Genomic DNA, 6,291 nt, shown 5'->3' with positions numbered 1-6,291 from the left:
CTCTGACCTGGTGCGCGCTCGGCAGGATTCGAACCTGCAACCTTCTGATCCGTAGAACTGGGCGGGGGCCCGCATGTGGGCCCCCGCCCCCGCTCACCCGGGGCTCGCCGTGTGCCGATGAACGGCGGTGTGCGCCGTCGTTGCTGTCACGGTTGCTGTCAGCCTCAGTAGTCTCGTGGGCATGACTGACTGCGTGCAGGTGTCCACGGCGACCGAGACCCGCGAAGCGGCGGAGCGTCTGGCGCTGGGGGCGGTGGATGCCCGGTTGGCCGCCGGGGCTCAGATCGTCGGTCCGGTGATCTCCGTCTTCCGGCACCTGGGCCAGTTCGGCACCGGTGAGGAGTGGCAGCTCCTCCTGCGGACCACCACCGACCGGTACCCGGCGCTCGAAGCACACCTGTTGGAGCACCACCCCTGGAACAACCCGGAGATCGTGGCCCTCCCGATCGCCGCCGGTTCCGCCGGTTACCTGGACTGGATACGCCGAACAACGACCGCCGATGAGCACGAGGGCGGGAACTGAGAGTCACGCCGTCGCCTGGTCGAGAACGGCGGCTACCTCCGGCACCGCGCGGTGCGGTTCGAGTCGCTTCACGAGCGTCCGGGCGCGTTGCCGTGGCCGGACGGAGCCGATACCCGTGGCCAGTTGCAGCGACCGGCTCGTGACGGCGGCGGCATGCTCGACCTCCCCGGCGTCGAGGTACGCGTGGGCAAGCCAGGTCATGTACAGCGACTTGTCCCGTGCATGGGTGTCCGCGAACCCTTGAAGGGCCTTCTCCAGAACCGGCACCGCACGCAACGGGCGCCCCAACTCCGTCCAGCATCGCCCGGACATGATCGTGAGTTCCCTCATGTCAACCCACGCTGCCCAGTCCGGGCCCGGCCGCGACGCCGAGAAACGGGTGAGTTCAGCTTCGGCCTGAGCCAATACGCGCTCGGTCTCCTTCGCCTGACCGGCTCGGGCGTGCGCCCACGCGCGTCTTTCGAGGAGCAGGGCGCGGACCGTGGCCGGGGCGTCCTTCCCCATCCGTTCGCAGGACGCCGAAGCCATCTCAATGCCGGATCGTGACGTGCTGACCTGCTGGTAGGCCAGGAAAGCCAAGGAATTACCAATCAGCGGCTTATCGTCGGCGTCGATGGCCGCCTGAAGCGCGGTGCGATACATGCGTTCGGCCTCGGCCTGCCGACCGGCATCAAAGGCAGCCCAACCTGCCTGCTGCGCCTGCTCGGCGACCAGGCTCAGCAAAGCCCGCTCAACGGTGGCGCCGTAGCTGCCGTTGTCCAGCAGACGCGTGGTGGCGTTGAACTCGCCGACATAGATCGGATACGTGTCGGCGCCGCCGAGGAAGTCATCAAGGCGACGCAATCTCGCGGTCCGCTCCTTGAGCCGTTCCACCGTGCTCGAACCGACGCGCCCGGCCTCCAAGAAGGGAAACTCCGCCGGTATACCCACTGCGGCCATCGATGCGGCGATGAATTCCCTGCGTCGCACGGCTTCCCCCTCTGTTTCTCTGGCGCCATGAACCGGCGATACCGCTCGTGGCTCGACGCGCCCACCCTCCCATGGACGTGGGGTCAACCCCACCATCCGCCCGGGAATGCGCAGCGCGTCCGCGATGGTCGCGATCTTCTTGTACGTCGTGATCGCGCCGACGCCTTTGGCCAGCTTTCCCACTCGTTCGGGGCTGATGTCGCAAGCGTCGGCAATCTTGATGAAACTGATCCCGCCCCACTTGCGGGCAAGCGAAAAGACCATGCCGAAGTCGTGACGGGCAAGAGCATCCCGAACGTCGGACCGTTCCAGCACACTGAGTGGCAGTGCCGCCGGAGACTTGTAAGCCATCTCGCATCCCCGCATAGAGCTGATCAAGAAGTAGCACGAACCCCTTCTGCCGAGTCTACCCATGATGGGTATCCCCCTCAGCCCCATGCATATTCGCCCATCGACCCGCAAAACTCTCTTGTCCCCGAGTGGATGAGAGATGACATGCGCAACTGTCTTGCGTGGTTCGCTGAACGCCTGCTGCGGCTGCTCCTTCCCCCGCCTGGACGGCATCGTGCTTCCGACGCGGCGCCCACCACCCCATGCCCCAGGGACGAACCGACGATGCTGTTGGCGCGTCGGGGCGAGGAGCCGTCGAGGAATTCGAGGGACGTGCGCGTCGAGTTGGTCCGCCCGTACGTCCTGGTCGGACATACGCGTCCGAGGGAGGTGATCTCGTGCTGACGGCTGGCCAGCGCCGACCGCCGTTGGGAACAGTGCGGCGTCCAGACCTCGTTCCCTATATCACCCGATGGAGCGAGGAACGGGACCTGGACGCTCGCGTGGTCTACCGGCGTGGCGGGATCGGTTACGCGGATGAGCAGGTGCACGACCGGGATGAGAATGGGGTCCTCTGGGGCCGGGTGTCCCACCTGCCGGGCAAGGGGCGGCCGGAGTTCGGCAAAGTGCACGCCCTGCGGCAACGCCGCGCCATGACGCGGCTCCTGTGCCAGGTCTGCGCAGCACCCGCCGACTGCGACGAAGACGGCGTGCTGTGGGTACTGGGCGAGGACGGCAACGCCCCTGACACCTGGCCGGACGATGTGCTGACCTCACACCCGCCGGTGTGCCTACCCTGTGCGGTAAAGTCCGTGCGGGCGTGCCCCCACCTGCGGGAACACTATGTCGCTCTCCGGGTCCATCACTTCGCCCTGGCGGGCGTCTACGGTGCGCTGTACCGCCCCGCCTTTCCCTTCCCCGTCGCGAGCGACGCGGCCGGGGTGGCACTGGACGACCCGCGTGTCCGCTGGGTACGCGCTGGTCAACTCATCATGCGGCTCGAAGACTTCTCGATCGTGGACCTGAACGCCGAAGGAGTCAGGCCACGAAGCTGAGTCGGGCCGTGCCGTTGGATGGCGCACCACCGCACGCGGTCGGCCGGAGAGGCTTTGGGCGGGAGCTGCCAGGGGGCGAGAGAGCGGGGGGCCGTAAGCTGTCGGCGACTTGGGCGGTTCCTGAACCTGCCCGGTTAGGCCCGAAGTGGCCCCCCGCTCTTCGAGGCTCGCCCCCTGGTGGCTGCGTAAAGCCTCGGAGGTCGAACGCCCCAGCCGCCCACCCCTGTTGAACGCTCGGCATATCTCGGTGTGGCCGTCGAGTGCTCGGGGAGCTGGGCGGCTCGTACGCGGGCGGCGGGCCGCTCGGCCGAGACCGGCCGCAAGGCCGCATGCTCGGACGAGGGCGGCCCGGCCGCCCGGCGCGCCGAAGGCGCGCCCTTGATCTTGTAGAGAAACTTTGCGGACCTACAGCCGGAGCACGGCCGCCGCGTCTCCGCCCGTGGGGCGGGTGGCTGAGAGCCATTCGGCCGAACTGGCCGCCTCGAAGCGGTCGGCGGGGGCGGTGACGATGGTGACTTCAAGGGGCCGACCGTCCGCAGCGGTCATCGTTCGGCGGACTTCGAGTACCGGCGTCCCGTTGGGCACGTCCAAGTCGGTCACCTCGTCGCCCACGGGCATCCGCGCCGTGACCGAGCTGGCGAACCGGACGGGGCCGCGCTGCATCAGCCGGTCGTACAGGCTGGGTTGGGGTCCGAGTTCATTTTCGTCCGGATCCTCGGGGGGCTCCTCGTCGTAGCCCTCGGGAGGGCCCTGCTGGTGATCGGACACGGGTTGGTACCGCTCCGGGTGGTCCCACAAGTCGGCTGGCTCGGGAGGCTCTTCGGCGTCCGGGTCCGAGAGCCATCCGACGAGGTGCGCAGGGGTGAGCGAGACGAGAGAGATCACCTGGTGGGTGGTGCGATGCCTCCAGTGCTGGAACCGCTGGAAGATCCATGTGCCCGTCCGTGTGCCGAGGGCTTCCGCCTCGTCGCGCCCGGCCGTGGTGATCAGCGCCCCCTTCGCCCTGTCGGCTCTCTCCCCCAAGGAGATGGCCCGGGGATGTTCACCACGTAGCCATCCCTGCTCGGAGGGCTCGTAACGCTCGTCCAACAGATCATCGGGATCAGGGTGGTTGATGAGGATGACCTTCCGGTCCGGGCGGGGGCGAACGAACGTGCCCCGGCCGTGGGACACGCTCAGCAGACCTTCGCCCACCAAGGCGTTGATCGCCCGGCGGACGGTCGGTCTGGACACCTCGTAGCGCGTGGCCAGTTGGGTTTCCCCCGGCAGGGGCCCGCCTGGTGGATACACCTCGTCGGCCACATCTGACCTGAGCTGGTCAGCGATGGCGCGCCAGGCGGGGCCTTGGCGCTCGTCGTCGGTCATGGGTCTGGGCCTCCTCGACACAAGTTGACCTACAACAGGTAGCACGTCTTGAGCTACCATGTCGATGTGGCACAAGACGTAGCACATCTTGATCTGGGACCCCGCCCCCCGGACATGACGGCGGCAGAGTGGGCGGACTTCAGCCGGTGGTTCGAGCGGATCACCGCGCCCGACTACAGGGAATGGGAGGCGGATGTACGACGGATAGGCGGCTGCGCTCACCCGGTTCAGCTCGCCGGAACGGTCCTACTCGTGGACTCCGCGACGGGCGAGATCGTTCACGAACTCGGGAGCGACGAACGCGCCCCGCTGTTGGTCCCCTGCGGCAACCGGCGACGGGCCTGGTGCGCGCCGTGCTCACGCGTCTACCAGTGGGACACCTGGCACTTGGTGAAGGCTGGACTGGCGGGCGGCAAGGGCGTCCCGACTTCGGTGGCGACGCATCCCCGGGTGCTCCTCACACTCACGGCACCGTCGTTCGGGCCAGTGCACACGCTCACGCCGGAGGGGGCCTGTCGTCCTCGGCGCGACGGCGGCGCGTGCGAGCACGGGATGCCCTCGACCTGCTGGGCGCGGCACGCGAAGGATGACCCGCTGGTCGGAGCGCCGTTGTGCGCGGAGTGCTACGACTACGCCGGGGGTGTGCTCTGGAACGCCCACGCCGGACGGCTATGGCACCGGTTCACTGACCTGATGCGCCGTCAGGAGCTACCGCGCGCTGGCGGAGTGAGCAAGACGGAGTTCGCCAGGACGGCGCGGCTGTCGTTCGTGAAGGTGGCGGAGTTCCAGCGACGCGGCCTGGTCCACTTCCATGCGGTGATGCGCCTCGATCCTCCGGAGCACGGTGAGGCTCTGCCGGACTGGGCGGGACACGACGTCATCGCCACGGCCGCGCGTCGGTCGGCTGCGGGCGCCCGCGTGGTCACCGCGCCCAGCCGGATCGGGCAACGGGTTCTCGGCTGGGGCTCTCAGGTGGATGTGCGGCCGATACCCGAGACCGACGACACATCCGCTGGCACGGTGGCCGCGTATATCGCCAAGTACGTCACCAAGGCGGCCGAGGAATCCGGAACGGTTGACTTCCCGCTGTACTGCAAGCACTGCCGGGGGACGGGACTGGCGCGGTTCTGTCACCGCTGCCAAGGCACGGGGCTGCGTACTCCCCTCTCCTCGTTGCGAGTTTCGCCGCACATCCGGGAACTCATCGCAACGGCTTGGCGGCTGGGCCGACTCCCCGAATTCCGGAACCTGAAGCTGAGACACTGGGCCCATCAACTCGGGTACGGCGGCCACTTCTCGACCAAGAGCCGCGCCTACAGCACCACCATGACCGCGCTCCGGGCAGCGCGCGCCCATTACCGAGCCAACCAACTCAGCCGGAAATTCAGCACGTCGGGGAAGCTCATCGTCGATGCGGAGTTGACGTATCTCGGCACCGGATACGCGAGCAAGACCGAAGAGCAGATCGCCGAAGGGATTCGAGATGCCATCGCAGAAAACCGCCGCGTCGCCCGTGAAGCCCTGGCCGATCTACGCGCCCAGGATCCCGAGCACTGGGAGCCGGAGTGAACGAACGCGATCCGGCACGCCCGGCAGTCCTGCTCACCGTGGATCAGGTGGCCGTTCGCCTCCAGGTGAGCCGCTGGACGGTCTACAACCTGATCCGCTCACGCGAACTCGCCTCCGTGACGATCGGCCGATGCCGACGCATCAGTGAGCAGGCACTACGCGAATACATCAACCAACTCACCGAGAGGGAGAACCCCTGATGGGGAAGAAGAATGCGAACGGGGAGGGGTCCATCTGGCAGCGAAAGGATGGACGCTGGGCAGGCGCGGTGTACGTCCTCATGACTGATGGGACCTACAAGCGGCGTGACGTCTACGGGAAGAACTGGGAGGAGGTCCATGACAAGCTGACCAAGCTCAAGGCCCACTCAAGCAGCGGCCTGCCGGTCGCCACGAGCAAGATGACCGTCAGCGAATTCCTGACCTACTGAGGTTTTCTCAGCGAAATGATCTTCGCGAAGCGGGTTGATCTGGGCATGTC

Annotated in this window: 7 protein-coding genes; 5 read left to right on the top strand and 2 right to left on the bottom strand. The window is 67.3% G+C overall.

Annotation, left to right across the window (positions count from 1 at the left end; all coding sequences use genetic code 11):
* The first annotated feature begins 181 nt into the window (after positions 1–181).
* Positions 182–523, top strand: coding sequence for a divalent-cation tolerance protein CutA (gene cutA / locus DEH69_RS02140; RefSeq protein ID WP_181727213.1), 342 nt, complete (start codon positions 182–184; stop codon positions 521–523).
* A gap of 3 nt (positions 524–526) precedes the next feature.
* Here the strand turns inward: cutA and DEH69_RS02135 are convergent, their stop codons facing one another.
* Positions 527–1,843, bottom strand: coding sequence for an XRE family transcriptional regulator (locus DEH69_RS02135; protein WP_113685147.1), 1,317 nt, complete (start codon positions 1,841–1,843; stop codon positions 527–529).
* A 377-nt stretch (positions 1,844–2,220) separates the two neighbouring features.
* Here DEH69_RS02135 and DEH69_RS02130 point away from each other — a divergent pair, with 377 nt between their 5' ends.
* Entirely contained in the window at positions 2,221–2,877 is a 657-nt protein-coding gene (locus DEH69_RS02130; RefSeq protein WP_181727212.1) for a hypothetical protein, read from the top strand.
* A gap of 405 nt (positions 2,878–3,282) precedes the next feature.
* On the opposite strand, the gene DEH69_RS02125 is transcribed toward DEH69_RS02130, so the two are convergent.
* Positions 3,283–4,242: a GntR family transcriptional regulator gene (locus DEH69_RS02125; RefSeq protein ID WP_181727211.1), complete on the bottom strand. Its 960-nt coding sequence runs from the start codon at positions 4,240–4,242 to the stop codon at positions 3,283–3,285.
* A 114-nt stretch (positions 4,243–4,356) separates the two neighbouring features.
* Between DEH69_RS02125 and DEH69_RS02120 the strand changes: the two genes are divergently transcribed.
* The 3 genes from DEH69_RS02120 (at position 4,357) to DEH69_RS32295 (ending at position 6,241) form a co-directional block, all read left to right on the top strand.
* Positions 4,357–5,811 carry a replication initiator gene (locus tag DEH69_RS02120; protein WP_113685144.1) on the top strand — a complete coding sequence of 485 codons (1,455 nt, stop codon included), beginning with the start codon at positions 4,357–4,359 and terminating at the stop codon, positions 5,809–5,811.
* On the top strand, positions 5,808–6,011 hold the full coding sequence (locus DEH69_RS02115) for a helix-turn-helix domain-containing protein (RefSeq protein ID WP_113685143.1): 204 nt from the start codon (positions 5,808–5,810) through the stop codon (positions 6,009–6,011). Before DEH69_RS02120 ends, DEH69_RS02115 begins: the two co-directional genes overlap by 4 nt.
* A gap of 80 nt (positions 6,012–6,091) precedes the next feature.
* The gene (locus tag DEH69_RS32295) at positions 6,092–6,241 is read left to right on the top strand and encodes a hypothetical protein (protein WP_258534377.1); all 150 of its coding nucleotides are present in this window, start codon (positions 6,092–6,094) and stop codon (positions 6,239–6,241) included.
* Positions 6,242–6,291 lie beyond the last annotated feature (50 nt).

This window comes from Streptomyces sp. PT12 (genome assembly GCF_003311645.1).
Classification (GTDB): Bacteria; Actinomycetota; Actinomycetes; order Streptomycetales; family Streptomycetaceae; genus Streptomyces.
This window is presented reverse-complemented; position numbering and strand designations above follow the sequence as displayed.

Excerpts from the sequence above, each read along its gene's own strand:
- cutA (WP_181727213.1), top strand. The coding sequence starts at position 182 with ATGACTGACTGCGTGCAGGTGTCCACGGCGACCGAGACCCGCGAAGCG.
- DEH69_RS02135 (WP_113685147.1), bottom strand. The coding sequence starts at position 1,843 with ATGGCTTACAAGTCTCCGGCGGCACTGCCACTCAGTGTGCTGGAACGG.
- DEH69_RS02125 (WP_181727211.1), bottom strand. The coding sequence starts at position 4,242 with ATGACCGACGACGAGCGCCAAGGCCCCGCCTGGCGCGCCATCGCTGAC.
- DEH69_RS02120 (WP_113685144.1), top strand. The coding sequence starts at position 4,357 with ATGACGGCGGCAGAGTGGGCGGACTTCAGCCGGTGGTTCGAGCGGATC.
- DEH69_RS32295 (WP_258534377.1), top strand. The coding sequence starts at position 6,092 with ATGACTGATGGGACCTACAAGCGGCGTGACGTCTACGGGAAGAACTGG.